13 protein-coding genes, 1 tRNA gene and 1 pseudogene are annotated in these 17,296 nt (G+C 70.4%); 9 read left to right on the top strand and 6 right to left on the bottom strand.

The window, feature by feature from the left end; genetic code table 11:
• The first annotated feature begins 3 nt into the window (after positions 1 to 3).
• Positions 4 to 1,200: a glycine C-acetyltransferase gene (locus ACZ516_RS09045; protein WP_361082413.1), complete on the top strand. Its 1,197-nt coding sequence runs from the start codon at positions 4 to 6 to the stop codon at positions 1,198 to 1,200.
• Between the two features lie 476 nt (positions 1,201 to 1,676).
• Here ACZ516_RS09045 and ACZ516_RS09040 read toward each other — a convergent pair whose 3' ends face one another.
• Together ACZ516_RS09040 and ACZ516_RS09035 are read right to left on the bottom strand one after the other, a co-directional pair.
• Positions 1,677 to 3,536, bottom strand: a complete 1,860-nt coding sequence (locus ACZ516_RS09040; RefSeq protein WP_469009302.1) for an FG-GAP-like repeat-containing protein — start codon at positions 3,534 to 3,536, stop codon at positions 1,677 to 1,679.
• A 67-nt stretch (positions 3,537 to 3,603) separates the two neighbouring features.
• Entirely contained in the window at positions 3,604 to 4,326 is a 723-nt protein-coding gene (locus tag ACZ516_RS09035; RefSeq protein ID WP_361082417.1) for a hypothetical protein, read from the bottom strand.
• A 405-nt stretch (positions 4,327 to 4,731) separates the two neighbouring features.
• On the opposite strand from ACZ516_RS09035, the gene ACZ516_RS09030 reads away from it, so the two are divergent.
• Together ACZ516_RS09030 and ACZ516_RS09025 are read left to right on the top strand one after the other, a co-directional pair.
• The gene (locus ACZ516_RS09030; RefSeq protein ID WP_469009300.1) at positions 4,732 to 5,823 is read left to right on the top strand and encodes a hypothetical protein; all 1,092 of its coding nucleotides are present in this window, start codon (positions 4,732 to 4,734) and stop codon (positions 5,821 to 5,823) included.
• A 37-nt stretch (positions 5,824 to 5,860) separates the two neighbouring features.
• The gene (locus tag ACZ516_RS09025; protein ID WP_361082421.1) at positions 5,861 to 6,418 is read left to right on the top strand and encodes a hypothetical protein; all 558 of its coding nucleotides are present in this window, start codon (positions 5,861 to 5,863) and stop codon (positions 6,416 to 6,418) included.
• Positions 6,419 to 6,468: 50 nt separating this feature from the next.
• On the opposite strand, the gene ACZ516_RS09020 is transcribed toward ACZ516_RS09025, so the two are convergent.
• The gene (locus ACZ516_RS09020; protein ID WP_469009299.1) at positions 6,469 to 7,965 is read right to left on the bottom strand and encodes an NHL domain-containing protein; all 1,497 of its coding nucleotides are present in this window, start codon (positions 7,963 to 7,965) and stop codon (positions 6,469 to 6,471) included.
• Positions 7,966 to 8,341: 376 nt separating this feature from the next.
• Positions 8,342 to 8,934 (bottom strand): annotated as a pseudogene (locus tag ACZ516_RS09015) (phosphotransferase); the annotation flags it as partial.
• A 360-nt stretch (positions 8,935 to 9,294) separates the two neighbouring features.
• On the opposite strand from ACZ516_RS09015, the gene ACZ516_RS09010 reads away from it, so the two are divergent.
• The 4 genes from ACZ516_RS09010 (at position 9,295) to ACZ516_RS08995 (ending at position 11,912) form a co-directional block, all read left to right on the top strand.
• Positions 9,295 to 10,194: a LysR family transcriptional regulator gene (locus ACZ516_RS09010; protein ID WP_469009298.1), complete on the top strand. Its 900-nt coding sequence runs from the start codon at positions 9,295 to 9,297 to the stop codon at positions 10,192 to 10,194.
• Between the two features lie 116 nt (positions 10,195 to 10,310).
• Complete coding sequence (locus ACZ516_RS09005) at positions 10,311 to 10,874, top strand: helix-turn-helix domain-containing protein (RefSeq protein WP_469009296.1); 564 nt, start codon at positions 10,311 to 10,313, stop codon at positions 10,872 to 10,874.
• Positions 10,871 to 11,413, top strand: a complete 543-nt coding sequence (locus tag ACZ516_RS09000) for a GNAT family N-acetyltransferase (RefSeq protein ID WP_361082426.1) — start codon at positions 10,871 to 10,873, stop codon at positions 11,411 to 11,413. The genes ACZ516_RS09005 and ACZ516_RS09000 overlap by 4 nt, the downstream gene beginning before the upstream one ends.
• 79 nt (positions 11,414 to 11,492) lie before the next feature.
• Positions 11,493 to 11,912, top strand: a complete 420-nt coding sequence (locus ACZ516_RS08995; protein ID WP_361082428.1) for an MmcQ/YjbR family DNA-binding protein — start codon at positions 11,493 to 11,495, stop codon at positions 11,910 to 11,912.
• 38 nt (positions 11,913 to 11,950) lie between these two features.
• Here ACZ516_RS08995 and ACZ516_RS08990 read toward each other — a convergent pair whose 3' ends face one another.
• Together ACZ516_RS08990 and ACZ516_RS08985 are read right to left on the bottom strand one after the other, a co-directional pair.
• Positions 11,951 to 12,874, bottom strand: coding sequence for a transketolase family protein (locus ACZ516_RS08990; RefSeq protein ID WP_469009295.1), 924 nt, complete (start codon positions 12,872 to 12,874; stop codon positions 11,951 to 11,953).
• 84 nt (positions 12,875 to 12,958) lie between these two features.
• Positions 12,959 to 13,675 carry a transketolase gene (locus ACZ516_RS08985; RefSeq protein ID WP_469009293.1) on the bottom strand — a complete coding sequence of 239 codons (717 nt, stop codon included), beginning with the start codon at positions 13,673 to 13,675 and terminating at the stop codon, positions 12,959 to 12,961.
• Positions 13,676 to 13,829: 154 nt separating this feature from the next.
• On the opposite strand from ACZ516_RS08985, the gene ACZ516_RS08980 reads away from it, so the two are divergent.
• Together ACZ516_RS08980 and ACZ516_RS08975 are read left to right on the top strand one after the other, a co-directional pair.
• Positions 13,830 to 13,903, top strand: a tRNA-Pro gene (locus ACZ516_RS08980).
• A gap of 519 nt (positions 13,904 to 14,422) precedes the next feature.
• Positions 14,423 to 17,206: a helix-turn-helix domain-containing protein gene (locus tag ACZ516_RS08975; RefSeq protein ID WP_469009292.1), complete on the top strand. Its 2,784-nt coding sequence runs from the start codon at positions 14,423 to 14,425 to the stop codon at positions 17,204 to 17,206.
• Positions 17,207 to 17,296: the final 90 nt, after the last annotated feature.

Raw genomic sequence — 17,296 nt, 5'->3', positions numbered from 1 at the left:
CGCATGTTCGACTCCGTACGCGAAGACCTCCAGGCCACGCTCGACGAGATCCGGGCCGCCGGGCTGCACAAGCCCGAGCGGGTCATCAGCACCCCGCAGTCCGCGACGGTCGCCGTCAGCTCGGGGGGCGAGGTCCTGAACTTCTGCGCCAACAACTACCTCGGCCTGGCCGACCACCCCGAGGTCGTGGCCGCCGCCCACGAGGCCCTCGACCGCTGGGGCTACGGCATGGCCTCCGTCCGCTTCATCTGCGGCACGCAGGAGGTCCACAAGGAGCTGGAGGCGCGGCTGTCCGCCTTCCTCGGCCAGGAGGACACGATCCTGTACTCCTCCTGCTTCGACGCCAACGGCGGTGTCTTCGAGACCCTGCTCGGCCCCGAGGACGCCGTCATCTCCGACGCGCTCAACCACGCCTCGATCATCGACGGCATCCGCCTGTCCAAGGCGCGCCGCTTCCGGTACGCGAACCGCGACCTCGCCGACCTGGAGCAGCAGCTCAAGGAGGCGTCCGGGGCGCGCCGCCGGCTGATCGTCACCGACGGCGTCTTCTCCATGGACGGCTACGTCGCCCCGCTCGCGGAGATCTGCGACCTCGCCGACCGGTACGACGCGATGGTCATGGTGGACGACTCGCACGCCGTCGGCTTCGTCGGCCCCGGCGGCCGCGGCACCCCCGAGCTGCACGGCGTCATGGACCGCGTCGACATCATCACCGGCACGCTGGGCAAGGCCCTCGGCGGCGCCTCCGGCGGTTACGTCGCCGCCCGCGCCGAGATCGTCGCGCTGCTGCGCCAGCGCTCGCGCCCGTACCTCTTCTCCAACACGCTGGCGCCGGTGATCGCGGCGGCCTCCCTGAAGGTCCTCGACCTGCTGGAGACGGCGGGCGACCTGCGCGAGCGCCTCGCCGCCAACACCGCCCTGTTCCGCTCGCGGATGACCGAGGAGGGCTTCGACATCCTGCCCGGCGACCACGCCATCGCCCCGGTCATGATCGGGGACGCGGCCGTCGCGGGACGCATGGCCGAGCTGCTCCTGGAGCGCGGCGTGTACGTGATCGGCTTCTCGTACCCGGTGGTTCCGCAGGGCGCGGCCCGCATCCGCGTCCAGCTCTCGGCGGCGCACTCCACGCAGGACGTGAACCGGGCGGTGGACGCGTTCGTGGCGGCGCGCGCGGAGCTGGGGGAGCGGGGCGGGGCCTGACGGATCCCACGCGCGGCGAGGGGCGCCACCCTGTACGGGCGGCGCCCCTCGGCGCGGGCATTGGACACGGGTCCCCCGGCTCAGCCGAGCAGCGCCTCGTCTATACACCGGTTTCCAGGGCTCCTCGCATAGGGACAAGCCCCTTGCCTGCCGACACGGCCCGGGACAGAGAAAGGCCCACAGAAGTGTCTCCGCGGGGCGACATCGAGAACAGGCACGCTCCCGACCCCGGGCCTGGTGCTGAGCGTCTGTACTTGCCATTCACACAGGCCATTCGCAAGCTGCTCAGTAAGCGAGACGTTGTGCTCAGTCTCAGGGTGCCGGCTGCAACGATGTGGAGCTGGCCGTCCCGCCTGGCAGCACGCGCCAGGTGCGAGCTGAGGTTGCGTTCCCGGTGGTTGGTGGCGAGCTAGGGGCCTAATAGCCGCCCTCGTCGTTGCGGATGGCCGGACGCCGTGCTGTGGAGATGGAACCTCTTATCGGGTTTTGAAGCGGCGGAAGACGTTGCGGGCCACGTACACGCCTGGTCCGCCGAAACCGACGATGTCGACGCGGCCGTCACCGGTGATGTCGGCGACGAACCGGGGGTGGTGGCCCACCCGCCAGGCGCCCGCGTCGTCGTTGTGGCCGAAGCCGCGGCACACCAGCTGCGCCTGCTCGAACCGGCCGTCACCGCAGCTGTGCGCCACCCAGACCCCTTCGTCGCCGAAGCCGACGATGTCGGGGTTGCCGTCGCCGGTGACGTCGGCGAGGACCCGGAGGTGTTTCTTGCTCGTCCACCCCTGGGCGTCCCCGAAGTCGTTCAGGACGAGCTTGGGGGGCTCGAACGTGCCGTCGCCGCGTCCACGGGCAACGACGACGCCCTGCGGGCCGAACCCGACGATGTCCACAGCTCCGCCGCCGGTGGCCGGGAGCAGGGAGCGGGGGTACTCCTCGGTCGAGCTCCACCCCTGGTCGACCCCGAAGTCGTCGAGGACCCACAGGGGCTCGGCGAATTTCCCTTCCGTGTTTTGGAGTGAGATCCAGACGCCGTCGTCGTGGAAGCCGACGATGTCGGTGCGGCCGTCACCGGTGGTGTCGGCGAGGAAGCGGGGGTGCTTGTCGGCAATCCAGCCGCCCGCCGACTGGCCGTGGCCGAACGCCCGGAGAGCCGGTTCGGCTGCCAGGGAGGCGAATTTCCCTTCCGTGTTTTGGAGTGAGATCCAGACGCCGTCGTCGTGGAAGCCGACGATGTCGGTGCGGCCGCCGCCGGTGGTGTCGGCGAGGAAGCGGGGGTGCTTGTCGGCAATCCAGCCGCCCGCCGACTGGCCGTGGCCGAACGCCTTGATGACCGGCTCGCCGCTCGTGGGTGCGAACTTTCCAGTGTCGTCCTGCAGGAACACGCGGACACCGTCGGCGGCGAGTGTGACGGCGTCGGGCTTGCCGTTGCCCGTGGTGTCCACGAGCGTCCATAGGTCTTTGGGACTCGGGGAGGGCGCGGGTGGGTGCAGGACGCGCTCGTCGTCTTTGAATGTGCCGTCACCCAGGGCGACGGCCGTCACCGGCCCCTTCGCGGGCTTGAGCCCGACAATGTCGGCGCGGCCGTCACCGGTGGTGTCGGCGAGGAACCGGTCACCGAGCCCGGCCCACCGGCCTGGCTCCAGGGCGCCCGGTTGGCCACCGATTGAGCTGCCGGCTCCGACGCTCTGCCAGGCGCTGGCGTCCTGCCCGCTTCCGAAGCGCTTCAGGACCAGCAGCATGTCGCTGAAGGAGGGTGTGGCGTCAGGCGCCGGTCGCAGCGCGGCCGAGGGGACAAGTCGCCAGGACTGGCGGCTGTTCCAGTGGCTCAGTGGCGCGAAGCGCAGCACGGGATCGCTCGTGCGCTCGGGCTCGGCTGTGACGAACCGCCAGCGCTGGCTTGCCGCGCTGTCGTCGTACTCGCGCAGGACGACCCGGATCTCGTCCGCCGCGGGGTCGGCGAGGTCGAGGACGGCGCCGTCGGTGGCGTCTTCGATGAGGTAGAGGCCCGCTTCGTCCTCGACGGGGACGAGCCGCCAGCGCTGGGCCTTGCTGCCGGCGGCGGCATCCGATTGGAGGATGCCGCGGTCTGCGGCGGCGGGATTGTGGAGGACCTTGCTGCCGACCGCGTTGCGGATCACGTACGTCTGCTCGTCTGGTGTCTGTCCGCCTGGGGCTTGCACGGGGGTGAGCTGCCATTGCTCCGGGGTCGGGCGCCCGTCCGGGAAGTCGCGTACGACCAGTGTCCCGTCCGTTCCCGGCGTGGACCTGGCGCCGAGGACCTTCCCCGTCGCTGCGTTGACGATCTCCAGTTTCAGTTCTTGCGTGGGCACGGGCATCGTGGTGCCTCTTCCGGGCGGTGCGGGCGGGGGCTCGGGGCAGGTGCGGTGGGGCGACGGCCGTGGGTCACGTGAAGACGTGATGGTAGGGGACGCTCCACTCGTTGGGCAGGCGCGGGTAGAACGTGTTGATGACCGTCCCGGTGAAGTCCCCGCCCCAGTTGTAGGTCACGCGTACCTCGCTCTTGGCCGTCACCGCGTGGTCCTTGAAGCCGAGGATGGTGTCCGGGTGGGTGATCGGCACAAAAGTGATGCCGCCCCACGGCGTCACCGTGACGACCCACATCTGCGTGTCCTCCGGCGCGCCGTTCTTCCCGCGCCACAGGTCGCCGACCTTGTCGGGCAGGCCTACCTGGACGGTGTCGCCCGTCGTGCCCGTGGGGGCGTCCTGGTGGACGGTGATGCGCCGGCGCTGCGGCTTGGGCACGCCGTCGTCGCCGCGCCCGGGATCGGCCTGGCCGGCGGCGGGCGGCTTGGGGGGCTCCTGGCCCGCGGCGCTCTCGATGAAGTACAGCGGTCGCTGCCCGAAGAAGCCTGCCGGGGTGATGTACCAGAGGTGGCCTTGAGCCTCTTTGATGGCCGTGTCGAGCGTGGTGGACAGCTGGACTCCCTTGTCGTGGGTGCTCTTGTCCAGCTCGGCAGGCCGCAGGAAGCCTCCGTTGAAGGCGTGAACGAGCATCACTGGCCGGTTCTCGACCAGTGCGGCCACGATCGCGTTGTCGTAGCTGTTCACGGCGACCGGGCCGCCCACCACCAGGTTCGACATCGCCGTGCGTTCTTGGGTGTACATCGCGGAACCTCACCTGTTGTCGAAGTGGAGAACGATAAACCAGCCACAAGGGCAGCGCTTTTCGGCATGGCATTGCCGCCGCATTTATCCGACCTGCATCGACGCAGTCCCGGCTTTTTAGGGGGCAATCAAATCCAATGCCGCCGTCCAGCAAGCGGGTGCCAGCACGACCTGCGCGTACAGAAATTCGCGAGGAATCGATCGAGTGGCTGGCAATGCCTCAACTTACCTCAATTGGCGGCGAGTGTGGGGCGGTCAGTGATTTGTTTTCACTCGATTGGGTGTGATGCCCGAGGGGGCCTTCCCAGGAATTGGGGCCTCTGCTAGTTTCGAATTTCGGCAAGCGCGCGGATATCTGTTCCATTTCATCGAGCGCGTTTCGGACAGATCAGTCGAGGACGGGGAATGCCTTCCACCGCATACAACCTGGAACGGTTCAAGCGTCATCCGCTGACAAAAACCAACCTGCGGGAACTGAACATCGACTTGCAGGTCCTCCTGAACCACCCCAACCTGGTCTACACCGACAACAACGGCGTGCAGCACAGGCCCGTCGGCGTCTCGATCAACAAGGAGAAATCCTCCGACGCTTTCCCGGACTCCGCGTTCGATCGTGGCTGGCTCGCCTACATGAACCTCGGGGAGCCACTGATCGAGGAGCGGGGTGACATCACTCCGCCCCGGCCCGACACGTTCTCCTCCCGCGCCTACGTGAACCGCAGCCAGAAGAACTCAATGACCTTCACCGACTCGGTCGAATTCACCGTGTCGAACGGGGTGACGTGGTCGCTTCACGGGGATGCCAAGCTCACCTTCGGCGGCACCATCGGCGCGCAGCTGCAGTTGCAGTTGCAGAACCAACTCAAGATGGATCTCCAGGCGCAGTTCGGGACGCAGATGCGGAACGACATGGCGAACAAGAACGCCAACACGGTGACCAACAAGAACAGCAAGGACAGCGTCGGGGTCGACAACGCCAACGCCACGGAGACAGCCACGACGAACTCGACGGGGAACTCCACGTCAAACTCGGTGACGGACTCGGTGGCATTCACCACTCAGGGCAGTGCCACCGGCAGTGCGTCGCTCAACGCGCAGCTGGCCCTGGGCCTCGCAGCCACCGTCGGCGGGTCCCTGACGACCAGCTGGACCTCGAAATCGCAGATCGGCGGCACGGTTCCGGCGGACTCCCGTGTGGAGACCATGGCCACGCAACGGCGCGTCCACCGGCACTACGAGTACGAGATCCCGGTGACCTTCGCCGGGTATCTCGCGGTGCAGTACGCCGTACCGGTTCCGGTCCTTTCTCCCCCGCAGCCCGGAAATCCCGGGCTCGCCCAGGTGGTCGCCTATGACATCGCCAGCATCAATCTGGCCGGCGGCGGATTCCGCATGAAAGGACGGATGGAGGTCGTCTCCGCCCTGGACGTCCATCACACGATGTTCGAGGAAGAGCGCCTGGTCTACAGCCAGCGAGCCCTGCACAAGGGCCCGTGATCGGGCGGCGACGCCAAATCCACGACGACGAGAGGCAATGACCATGGTGTTCAACAACATTTTCGGTTTCGCGGAAGACAGCGCGGCGCTCTTCTCGGTGAAACCCGGCAACACCGACTCGCGACGGGCTGCGGACACCGATTTCGAGGACGTCGCAGAGGGCGCGTACGACGACAAGAGCGCGGACCTGTTCATCAATGATCTCCACGGGGCTTCCTCCCGGGCGAAAGTCGTCCGGGAGCAGTCACCTGAAGCGCGGGTCATCATGGGCATCCTCGGCTCTTTCATCCAGACGACGAAGAACTCGGCCCAGACGGAGAAGGACTCGGCCCATGCCGGCACGGTCTCCGGCACGGCGTCCGCCGGCATGGCAAAGGCGAAGGAGACGGTGAAGGAGGAGGACGGGCTGCAAAAGCACGGGGGCCTCCAGAGCGACCCGGACAGGGCGGCATACGCCAAGACCCCCGAGGCGCCGAAGACACCCAAGGCCGCAGAGCCTGCCGAGCCCCCTTCAGCGACCGCCAAGGCTCCGCAGAGGCTGGGGGAAACCAAGAAGACCGAGACGACCACCGAGGGACCATCCAGTTCCCCGTAGCGCTCACGTCGTAGGGGGGCAGGGGTGTGACAGCCCCTGCCCCTCCTGCGTCATACCGGGAGCAACTGCCACTGACGGTCCCGGGGGTCGCCGTCCGCCTCGTACTGCTTGATCACCGTGCGGGCGTTGGTGTCGACCCGCAGCAGCAGACCACTGTTGCGGTTCGCGATCTCGTACACCCGCGGAGAATCGGTCACCGGGCCCACCGGGATCAGCCGCCACTGCTGGTGGTGCGCGTCAGCACCCTCGTAGGCACGCTGCGCCACTACCGCACCCTTGGCCTTGTGGGCTCCCACGACCTCCAGGACCTTGCCGCTGCGCACGTTCTCGATCCGGTACAGGACCTCGCCGTCGTCCTGCCCCGCCGCGACCAGCCGCCACCGCTGGTGATCCCTGGGGACGGTGAGCGTCTGCTGTACCTCGGCCCCGTCCTTGGTCGACTCATGTACGACTGAAATCCTCAATTTGCTGCGGACGTTGGCCCAGGAGACCACCGTGCCCGAATCGGGCAGCCCCGCCAAGTTCGCCGACGTGATCTTCCGGACCCGGGCGTTGCTGTAGTCGGCGATGTAGAGCGAGTCCACGCAGTCCACAGCAAGCCCGTACGGGTTGGACAGCTTGGCGTCCTTGGCGGCCAACTCGCCGTCACCATCGAAGCCCGGGGCGCCCGTTCCGGCAAGCGCGCTGACCTTCCCGTCAGCCGCGACCTTCGTGATCCGGTGGCTGCCGTAGTCGGCGACATAGAGGTCGCCCACGCTGTCCACCGCCATCCCCACCGAGACGTTCAACGGGGCCGTGGCCGTCCCGGCAAGCGTGCGGATCTTCCCATCGGCCTTCGGGACCATCCGGACCCGCTGGTTGCCGGAATCGGCGATGTAGAGGTTGCCTGCACTGTCCACCGCCACGGCGCTCGGGAACTTCAGCTGGGCGTCGGTGGCGAGGGTACCGTCAGGGGCCAAGCCAGGGGTGCCCTTCCCGGCCACCGTGCTGATCTTCCCGTCGGCCGTGACCTTCCTGATCTGGTGGTTGCCGTGGTCGGCGATGTAAACATCGCCCGCGCTGTCCACCGCGACATCGTGCGGCGTGCTCAGAGGGGTAGCGGTGGCCAAGGTGCGGTCAGTGGCCCCGGTGCCCGTCCCGGCGAACGTGCGGATCTTCCCGTCGGCCATCGTGACCTTCCGGATACGGTGGTTGCCCGCATCGGCGATGTAGAGGTCGCCCGCGCTGTCCACGGCAATCCCGCGCGGGTGTTGCAGCGCGGCCAAGTGGGCAGAGACCCCCTCTTCTCCACGTCCCGGACTCCCGGTCCCCGCGACCGTGCTGATCTTCCCGTCAGACGTGACCCTCCGGACCCGATGGCCGGCGTGCTCACAGATGTAGAGGGTCCCGTCGCGGTCCACCGCGACCCCGTACGGCCCGTTCAACTTGGTCGAACGGGCCAGCTCCACACCCTGTTTGGCCGCCTCTGGGATAGCTGTTCCCGCGACTGTGCTGATCCGGCGAGCAGCCTGCTCGCCACCCGCAGTTCCCGTGTCCGTGCTCATCATCTTCGTCCCTTCACCGGTCCACGCGGCCGCCGCCTTGATGGTGACGGCGAGAGCGGGCGAACAGAGCGCGAAGCAGAACGCCGGATCACACCCTTTTCCTGAAACGGAGCGTTTACTCATGGGCGGCCCATGGGGCGCCTCCTGCACAAGGCGAACCACGCCTCGACACACGACCGAAAGGCCAGCCACCCTCACGAGGCAATACCAGACGTGGCGTTGACGAAGACAAGCTCCGCCGTCGTTGTCGTGTCGCGGCATGCGGCGGCGAGGCATGAGCCTGGCCGTGGTCCCGGCCGCGACGCCGGAGAACGACGACCTAGTTCTACTTCCCCGACACTTCTCACCCCGACAGCCAACTCGCCTAATGAAGGTACTGGAAGCCCCCGTGGAACCAGACCCGGGGCGGTCCCAGCCGGGCGCGCCCAGGGCGGCGTCCTACAGCGCGGTCATCGCCTCGGCGTCGAACACCCCCTCGACCTCGGCGATCGCTGTCCGCGTGTCGCGGTCCCTGGCGGACAGGGAATCGGGCGCGTGGTCCGGGGCTTGCCGGGCCGGGAAGTCACCCGGCGCGATCGCCTGCAGCGCGGTGAGGAACTCCGCCAGCCGGAGCGCGGCCTCGGTCGAGTCACCCGGTTCCTCGGCGGTCGCCACCTCGCCGTCCAGCCAGCGGGACACCGCCCACGGCCACGGGTAACCGAACCCCGGCTCGCCCGCCGCCACCGGCTCCGGCACGGCCAGCGGCAGGTGCGGGGCGAGCCGCGGCAGCCACTCGGACTCCTTTCCCGCCTGTTCGACGGCTCCGTCATGGCGGGGCAGACGGACGGACAGCTCCTCGCCGAGCCGGTAGATCACATGGTCGGAGCCGGCCGGGTCGATCAGGTCGAGCGGCAGCGCGGCCCACTGCGGGAACTGGGCGTCGACCAGCCGCCTGGCCAGCGTCGCCTCGATCGCCGGGCGGGCGGTCACCATGGGAGGGTCCTTGCGGCCAAGAGGCGTGGCTCCTTGAGATCGGCTCGGTGTGCCCGTCGGCCTGGTCGGCCCGTCGACCCGGCCCCGGTCGGCCCGGTCGGCCCGGTCGGCCCGGTCGGCCCGGTCAGCCCGGTCGGCCTGGGCGGTCCGCTCCGTGCGGTGGGCGGTGGGCGGGGGTCGGGTGCCATCTCAGTGCGTCGAGGGCCCGCCTGCCGAACGGTTTTCCGAAGATCCCGGGACTACGGGGGCGCGTACGGCGTGACAGCGCGCGCCCCCTGTGCGGCGTCCCGTGGGCGTCCCGCCAGGCACCCGGCGAGACCGATGGTGCGGTGGGGGCTCCCGATTTGGGAGAATCGCCGCATGATCGAAGCACGGCGGCTGCACATCCTGCGTGCGGTGGCCGACCACCGTACGGTCACGGCCGCCGCGGCCGCCCTGTACCTCACCCCGTCCGCCGTCTCCCAGCAGCTCACCGCCCTGGAGCAGGAGACGGGGCACCGCCTGGTCGACCGCTCGGCGCGCGGCGTACGGCTGACGGCCGCCGGCGAGATCCTGCTGGCGCACACCAACGCGGTGCTGGCCCAGCTGGAGCGGGCCGAGGCCGAGCTGGCCGCGTACAGCTCCGGCGAGGCGGGCACCGCCACCGTCGCCTCCTTCGCCACCGGCATCGGCCTGGTCGTCGCCCCCGCCCTGGCCCGCCTCGCCGTCTCCGCGCCCGGCATCAGGGTCCGGGTCCAGGACGCGGAGGGCGACGCGAGCCTGCCGATGGTCCTCGACCGGCAGGTCGATGTCGCGGTGGCCGTCGAGTACCGGGGCGCGCCGGGCGCGGACGACCCCCGGCTGACCCGGGTCCCGCTCTACGCGGAGCCCTTCGACGCGGTGCTCCCGCTCGGCCACCGGCTGGCCGGCGCCGCACGGGTACCGCTGGCCGAACTGGCCAAGGACGCCTGGATCGGCCCCTTCGCGGGAAACCCGTGCCACGACGTGGTCGTCCTCGCCTGCGAGCAGGCCGGTTTCCAGCCGACGCCGGAGCACTGGTCGGACGACTTCCGCGCGGTCGTGGCGCTCGCGTCGGCCGGCGCCGGCGTGGCCCTCGTACCGCGTTCGGCGCTGCGGGGCATGGACGTCTCGGGTGTCGTGGTCCGCCCGGTGGAGGGCGCGGCGCCCACCCGCCGGGTGTTCGCGGCGGTGCGATGCGGGGCGGAGGGACACCCGCTCATCCGCCCGATCCTGACGGCCCTCGGGGAGGCGGCGGGCTGAGAGCCGGCGACGGTGGTCCGGTGTGCGGATGGCGGCGGTCCGTAGAGCGGACGGCGGCGGTTCGGAGAGCGAGATCACCCTTGTTCCGGTCCCACATGCGGGATAGCGTGCCGAATATGGAACACGAAGGAGTCGACGCGCGCCTGGCCGCCCGACTGTCCGAGCTGCGCGCCGAACGCGGCTGGTCCCTGGGCGAGCTGGCCGAGCTGAGCGGCATCAGCCGCTCCACCCTCTCCCGGGCCGAGCGTGCGGAGATCAGCCCCACCGCGGCCCTCCTGAACCGCCTCTGCGCCGTCTACGAACGGACCATGTCCCAGCTCCTGAGCGAGGTGGAGGCAGAGCCCGCACAGCTGGTGCGCGCCGTCGACCAGGCCGTCTGGTCCGACGACGACGCGGGGTTCATGCGCTGGCAGGTCTCGCCGCCGCACATCGGGATGCGCGGCGAACTGGTCGAGGGCCGATTGCAGCCGGGCGCCGACATCGCGTACGACCGGCCGCCCGTGCCCGGTCTCGAGCAGCACATCTGGGTCCTGGAAGGGTCCCTGGAAGTGACGGTCCAGGGGGAACCGCACGCCCTGGGTACCGGTGACTGCCTGCGCTACCGGCTGTGGGGCGCGTCGCGCTTCCGCTGCCTGGGGGAGCAGGCGGTGCGGTACGCCCTCGTGGTGGTGAAGTCATGACCGTCGCCACGTCCTTGGCGCGCCTCGACGCCGCCCGGCTCCTGGAGTGCGCGGACGATCTGGGCCGCCTCTTGGCCGACACCGTGCGGGGCGGTGCCTCGCTCGGTTTCCTCGCGGACCTGGACCGCGCGAGCGCGGCCGCGTGGTGGCGCGGGCTGGCTCCCGCGATCGAGGAGGGGCGCCTCGCCGTCTGGGCCGCGCACGACGCCGAGCGGGTCGTCGGAACGGTCTCCGTCGCGTTCACCGACAAGCCCAACGGCCGCCACCGCGCCGAGATCGCCAAGCTGATGGTTCACCCGTCCGCGCGGGGCCAAGGCCTCGCCCGCGCCCTGCTGTCCGCCGCCGAGGACGCGGCGGCGCGGGCGGGGGCGACCCTCCTGGTCCTGGACACCGAGACCGGCAGCCCCGCCGAAACCCTCTACGCGAGGACCGGTTGGACCTCGGCCGGGACCATCCCCGACTACGCGACGGACCCGGCCGGGACCCTCCGGGCGACGACCCTGTTCTACAAGCGCCTCGGCGAGAACCCGGCCCCCTGAACGAACGGGCCCGCACGAGACCCCGGCCACGCCGGGGCGGGCCCGGGCGACTGTCAGTGGCGTTGGTTACGGTTCCGGCATGTCGAAGTCCAGATCCCGGGCCCGCGTCACCTCCGACGACGTGCGCCGCATCGCCCTCGCCCTGCCGGAGACGGTGGAGAAGATCGCCTGGAGCATGCCCACGTTCCGTGTCGCCGGAAAGATGTTCCTGACGGTCCCGGACGACGAGACGTCCATCGCGGTGCGGTGCCCGAAGATCGAGCGGGACGAGCTGGTCCTCGCCGAGCCGGACAAGTTCTGGGTCGCCGCGCACGAGGCGTCCTCGGCATGGGTGCGGGTGCGCCTGGCGGCGCTTGACGCCCAGGAGCTGACCGACATCCTGGCGGACTCCTGGCGCCAGGCCGCGCCGCCCCGACTCCTGGAGGAAAATCCCGAGTTGGGGGTCCTCACCCCCGAAGACATACCCGAGGACATACCCGCGGGCATCCCCAGGGCATAGGGGCACCACCACCCCGCAGCAGCTGAGAGGCGCGGGCCCTACGGCGTACGTACGCGGGCACGCTCGCCCAGGAAGCCGCCGATCCGCTCGCGCAGCGACCCCGCGTCCAGGCCGTGGGCGGCCAGATGCTCCTCGATCTGCCCGTAGCGGCGCAGCTCACGGCGGCCCACGCCCAGACCGAGCACGCGGTGCGGGACATCGGCGAGCGCGTCGTTCGCGGCGCAAGTCGAGGTCCCGGCGAGGTACGGCTCGACGATCACCACGTCGGCCGCCTCCGCGTCTCCCACGGCCCTGCGCAGCGCTCGCCCGTCGAAGGGCCGCACGGTCGTGGCGTACAGCACGGTCACGTCGAGCCCTTCTGTCGCCGCGAGGACCTGGTCGAGCAGCGGCCCGACGGCGATCACCACGCCCGCGCGCCCCTCGCGCACGGTGAGGAAACGTGCGCCGTCCGCGTGCAGCGCCCGGGAGTTGGACTGCACCGACAGGCGTACGTACACCTTGTCGTCGCCCGCCGCGACGGCGTGCCGCAGAAGCGTCTCGGCCTCGTCGGGGTGGCCCGGCACGTGCACGGTCCAGTCGGCGAGGGTGTCGAGCAGCGCCACGTCGCCGGGCGACATGTGCGTGAAGCCGCCGGCGGGCCAGTCGAAGGACGCGCCGGCGCTCACCAGGACACCCCCGAGGCCCTGGTGCCCGAAATCGAGTTTGAGCTGCTCGAAGGGCCGCTCCACGAGGAAGGCGGCGAAGGTGTGCACGACGGGCCGCATCCCGGCGAGCGCGAGCCCGGCGCCCGCGCCCACGAGCAGCTGCTCCCGGATGCCGACGTTGATCACCCGGTCGGGGTGCTCGCGCATCGTCTGCGCGAAGGCGTCCTTGCCGATCTCGGCGAGGACGACGGCGACGCGGGGATCCTCGTCCAGCAGCCGGGAGACGACAGGGGCGAATCGGTCACGCATGGTGTCCATGGCGGAACGTTCCTTTCCAGATGTACGGAGGGGGAGGGGCGGTGCGGCTCACGCTTGCCGGGGGTCGTGCGGGGGCTCGACCGCCTAGTCCTTGGGCTCGACCCGGGCGACGACCACGCGCGGCCGCCCCGGGTGGGGTGCGGTGAAGGCCGCGTACAGGGCGTCGTGGTCGCGCCCGTCGACCGTCTCGGCGGACCACCCCGCGGCCTCGAAGCGGGCCTGGAGCCCACCGGGCCGCGCGTGGCTGGCGGAGGCGTTGTCGATCACGAGGACGTGCAGTTGTTCGAGCCGTGCCGGGCCCGCGAAGGCGATGGCCTCGTGGTTGCTGCCCTCGTCCATCTCGGCGTCACCGACGAGCGTCCACACGGCGGGGCCGGTGCGCCCCTGGGCCCTGAGCCCGAGCGCCGTCCCCACGGCGACGGGCAGCCCGTGCCCCAGCGAGCCGCTGCCGATCTCGGCGCCGGGCACCAGCATGCGGTCGGGGTGGTGCCCGAGCGGGGAGTCGTATGAGCCGAAGCCCTCCAGCCACGCGGCGGGCAGGAAGCCCTTGGCGGCGAGGACGGCGTAGTAGGCCATGGGCCCGTGCCCCTTCGACAGCAGGAACCGGTCCCGCCCGGGGTCGTCCGCCCGCTCCGGCGTGACGCGGAGCACACGGTCGTAGAGCACCCACAGGGCGTCGAGCGTCGATGTCGCGGCGGGCCCGTGCTTCTCGTCGCCCGTCATCAGCGCCATGAGGTGGGGCAGATCGGCGTATCCGTAGGCGCGTGCCGGGGGCGTCGTCGTGGTCGTGTTCGTCACCATGCGAGGAAGCGTCCAACCTCAACCTCGCTTGAGGTCAAGGATCGCCGTCCGCCGGAAAGCCGTCCGCCGGAAAGGGGTGAGCGATCACCAGTGAGAGTGCGGTATTGTTTTCCTGCGCGTTCGGCCAGGGGGAAACCCCAGGTCACACGGGCAACGGGACGTGGCGCAGCTTGGTAGCGCACTTGACTGGGGGTCAAGGGGTCGCAGGTTCAAATCCTGTCGTCCCGACTCGTGAGAGTCGCAGATGAGGGGCCGCTTCAGAGCAATCTGAAACGGCCCCTCGATCGTTTTCGGGATCAGTCCGACGATCTTGCGCAGGACGTGCACCTGGACGGCGCCGGACGGTCCAGATCCAGTTCGTGCCGTCGGGAAGGGCAAGCCCTCGCGGCCCGATCCCGAAGATGCTCATGCCGAGCAGCTGACGGTGGCGTGAGGGTGAGCGCCTGTCCGGTCACTGGTCGACATCACTGCGGCGACCGTGCAGCGCCGTGAAGAGGTCGACCAGGGTGGCGGCGAAAGTGAAGAGACTACCTGCGGCCTGAACGATGACCAGCCAGTCGCTCATGATTCCTCCCGTGTTCGGTGGCGTGGTTTCAGTGCAGCGGCCGGGCGCGCCCTCCGGCCACGGTCTCGGCGGGAGTCGGAGGAAGCCGGAGGCAGACCGAGAAACCTTGGAATCGGCGACGGTGACGGGTCCCGGTCCGTATGTTGAGTGGTCGGTACGGGCGGGCCGTGTGAGGGGGCGCGGTGGGGGCAGTGGACCCGGATCGGGCGGACGGGCCCGCCGGCTTCGCGGCGTGCCTCGACGCGCTCCGTCGGCAGAGGGGCCTGTCGTACGAGCGCATGGCGGCGGCAGCCGGGAAGTTGCCGCCGAAGCCCGGCGGACCGGCCTGGGAGCCCCTGGCCAGGAGCACGATCGGTGAGATCGTTACCGGTCGCCGGATGCCGTCGCGCGACAAGCTGTTGACCTTCCTCGCCGTGTGCGAAGTGCCGGCCACGGAAGTCTCGGGGTGGCTGGCCGCGTGGAGCCGGGTCGGGTCCGTGTCGGTCCGACGGCCCTCCGGGGCTCTGCTGGTCCGGGATGCCCGGCCCCGCGCGCTCGGCGTTCACGCGGCGATCCAGGTGACCGGTCCGGCGACCGCGGCGGACGAACTCCCGGTCTACGTGCCGCGCGACGTCGACGCCCGCCTGCGGGCCGCGCTGGCCGCCGGACGGTTCGTGCTGCTGGTCGGTGGGTCGTCCGTGGGCAAGACGCGCAGCGCGTGGGAGGCGGTCCGGGCAGAGCGGGCCGACTGGTGGCTCGTCCAGCCGCCCGACGCCACCGCCCTGGCCGCCTTGGCGGCCGCGCCCGCTCCCCGGACCGTGGTGTGGCTCGACGAGTTCCAGAACTACCTCAGCGATGGGCTGACACCCGCGACGATCCGCGCCCTGCTGGCGGGTGAGGCCGAGACAGTGCTGGTCGGCACGCTCTGGCCCGACCACTACTTCCGGTTCACCGCGAAGCCGGGGGCGCGCGAGGACGATCTGTTCCGGCGCGAGCGTGAAGTGCTCAAGCAGGCGGAGGTCATCGACCTCGCGGACCGGCTGACTCCCGCGGAGCGGGAGCTGGCGGACGCCGCGGCGCGGGACGATCCGCGCATCCGCGTCGCCCTGACCTCGGCCGACTACGGCATGACCCAGGTCCTCGCGGCAGCCCCTCATCTGGTGCTGCGCTGGGAACAGGCGTCCGACCCCTACGCCCGTGCCCTCATCACCGCAGCTGTCGATGCACGTCGGCTCGGAGTCGAGGGCGGCGTGCCGACCGCCTTGCTGACGGCGGCGGTCCCGGCGTATCTCGCCCCCTCCGAGATCGCCAGGGCCCCGCAGGACTGGTTCGCGCGAGCCACGGCTTACGCGACCAGGGAGCTGCATGGCGCGACTTCGGTCCTCAACCCGCTCCCAGGACGGGAGATGGGCACGGTCGCCGGATACACCGTGGCCGACTACCTCTTGCAGCACGGTGCCGCGACGCGGCGCGCGAGCGTGCCCGCCGACAGCGTGTGGCAGGCGTACGCCGACCACCTCACCGGCGCGGACCTGTGGCGCACGGGACGGGCCGCGGAAGACCGCGGCCTCTTCCGGCAGGCCGAGCAGATCTATCGCGCGGCGGCCGGAGACCTGGCGCAGGCCCGGTCGTCGCTCATCGATCTGATGGCGCGACAGGGCAGGATCGAGGACGAGGAGCGGGTCCGGCGGGCGGCGGCCGCCGCCGGCGACGACCTGGAGCTCGTCCGGCTGGGCAACTTCCTCGACCAGCGCGGCCGACCGGCCGAAGCCGAACGCGTGTTCCGCGACGGCCTCGCACGGGGAGACATGAGCGTGGTCAGCAGCCTGGCTTCCTTCCTGGACAGACACGGCAGGACAGCCGAGGCTCTCACCACCTGGCGGCAGGCCATCACCGCGGGCCACCACGTGTGGTTCCCGTTCATCGAGTTCCTGCAGAGCCACCGGATGCGCGACCAGGCCTACCAGGCGCTGCGCGAAGGCGCCCGGGCCGGCGACCTCGGCTGCCGTAACCAGCTGGTCATGATGCTCGACATCGGCGAACGCACCGCGGAGGCGGAGGAGGTGCTGTGGAGGTCCGCGATGGCCGGTCACCGTTACGCCCATAGCATTCTGGCCAGACGCTTGGAGAGTGAGGGGCGGGCGGCCGAGGCCGAGTGGGTGTGGCGCCACAGCGTCCGGCACGGAGACGGGGACGAGACCTCGTCCAGTGGGCGCGAGATGCTGAGCGACCTCCTCCTGCGGCAGGGCCGGCCGGCCGAGGCGGAGGAACTGTGGCGCGCCGGGGTCCGTGCCGGGGAACATGGATCGGCCTCGGGACTGGCCACGGTGCTCGAACGGCAGGGCCGTGTCGACGAGGCGGTCGAGCTGCTCCTCCCCAGCGCCCTCAAGGGCGACCCCGACGCCCTGCTGACGCTGTCCCTCCTGCTGGGTCGGCACGGCAAGGAAGCCGAGGAGGAGCGCCTCCTCGAAGAGGTCTCCACGACCTACGACAAGGGCACCGGCTGGCTGGTCAGCCTCCTGCTGAAGCAGGGGCGCTCGGAGGAGGCCGAGGCTGTACTGCTCCGCTCGGCTCTGAACGGAGGCGAGAGTGCCTGGTCTTCCCGTAGTCGCCTCGTCCAACTCCTGGTCGAAAGCGGGCGGATCGACGAGGCGGAGGCGCTGCTGCGGAGGATCGCGGCAGCCGGCAATCTGACGGTGAACGAGGAACTCGTCACCTTCCTGGAAACGCACCGGAACACCGACGAGAGTGAGGCGATCTGGCGCCGCCTGGCGGACCACGGCGACTCGGCCACGCGCTGGTACGCCGGTCACCACCTGACGAAGTTGCTCGCACGGACGGGCCGCATCGCCGAGATCGAAGAACTGTGGCGCCGGAACCTTGCCATGGGAGGCGGTACGCAGGTCCTGGACGTGCTCACCGGCATGCTCGCCGAGCAGGGGCGGACCGCCGAGGCCGACCGTTTGCGCAGAGAGGGAGTGAGCTAGGGCGCACTTCCAGGCGGTGGGACGGCACAGGTCCGTATGTCGCCGGGAGCGTGCGGGCGCGACGGTGGGTGGCCCGGGGTTCTGCCGGGC

Source organism: Streptomyces sp. NPDC034037, from assembly GCF_055575715.1.
This window is presented reverse-complemented; position numbering and strand designations above follow the sequence as displayed.

Coding starts and splice junctions, on each gene's coding strand:
- ACZ516_RS08985 (WP_469009293.1), bottom strand. CDS start 13,675: ATGGTGACGAACACGACCACGACGACGCCCCCGGCACGCGCCTACGGA.
- ACZ516_RS09030 (WP_469009300.1), top strand. CDS start 4,732: ATGCCTTCCACCGCATACAACCTGGAACGGTTCAAGCGTCATCCGCTG.
- ACZ516_RS09025 (WP_361082421.1), top strand. CDS start 5,861: ATGACCATGGTGTTCAACAACATTTTCGGTTTCGCGGAAGACAGCGCG.
- ACZ516_RS09005 (WP_469009296.1), top strand. CDS start 10,311: ATGGAACACGAAGGAGTCGACGCGCGCCTGGCCGCCCGACTGTCCGAG.
- ACZ516_RS09010 (WP_469009298.1), top strand. CDS start 9,295: ATGATCGAAGCACGGCGGCTGCACATCCTGCGTGCGGTGGCCGACCAC.
- ACZ516_RS09045 (WP_361082413.1), top strand. CDS start 4: ATGTTCGACTCCGTACGCGAAGACCTCCAGGCCACGCTCGACGAGATC.
- ACZ516_RS09040 (WP_469009302.1), bottom strand. CDS start 3,536: ATGCCCGTGCCCACGCAAGAACTGAAACTGGAGATCGTCAACGCAGCG.
- ACZ516_RS09000 (WP_361082426.1), top strand. CDS start 10,871: ATGACCGTCGCCACGTCCTTGGCGCGCCTCGACGCCGCCCGGCTCCTG.
- ACZ516_RS08995 (WP_361082428.1), top strand. CDS start 11,493: ATGTCGAAGTCCAGATCCCGGGCCCGCGTCACCTCCGACGACGTGCGC.
- ACZ516_RS08990 (WP_469009295.1), bottom strand. CDS start 12,874: ATGGACACCATGCGTGACCGATTCGCCCCTGTCGTCTCCCGGCTGCTG.
- ACZ516_RS09035 (WP_361082417.1), bottom strand. CDS start 4,326: ATGTACACCCAAGAACGCACGGCGATGTCGAACCTGGTGGTGGGCGGC.
- ACZ516_RS09020 (WP_469009299.1), bottom strand. CDS start 7,965: ATGATGAGCACGGACACGGGAACTGCGGGTGGCGAGCAGGCTGCTCGC.